Source organism: Bacteroides caecigallinarum (assembly GCF_021530995.1).
Lineage (GTDB): Bacteria > Bacteroidota > Bacteroidia > Bacteroidales > Bacteroidaceae > Phocaeicola > Phocaeicola faecigallinarum.
In genome coordinates, this window is sequence record NZ_JADYTF010000313.1 from 1 (window position 1) to 354 (window position 354).

The following is a 354-nucleotide window of genomic DNA, read 5'->3' on the forward strand; positions in this document are numbered from 1 at the left end:
TGTTCCTGCGGCAAAGTTCAGCAATAAACAAAAGGGGCTTTAACAACTCACTACGTGGCTCACGTGAGATTTTTTTGAGAAATGGCTCCGTTACCCGGACAAACGGCGCAACAAGTTGCCAGTTAGCGGAATATGGAATCTTTTTCCGCCTGCGTCGTTACCTTTGCACGGAACTAAAATCAAATTCTTATGGAAACGGTATCTATTGAGAAAAAGACCTTCGAGGCACTGATGGCGCAGTGGGACGCCTTTGTGGAAAAAGTGACCGCCTTGCAGCGCAAGGGGGACGGGAAACGCCTTGCCCGTTGGCTCACGGGCGACGAAGTGTGTAACCGGTTACGGATAAGCCAGCGC

At 50.6% G+C, this 354-nt stretch carries 1 pseudogene; it reads left to right on the forward strand.

From position 1 onward, the window contains the following. Positions 1-189 precede the first annotated feature (189 nt). A pseudogene (locus I6E24_RS17650) lies at positions 190-354 on the forward strand (helix-turn-helix domain-containing protein); the annotation flags it as partial.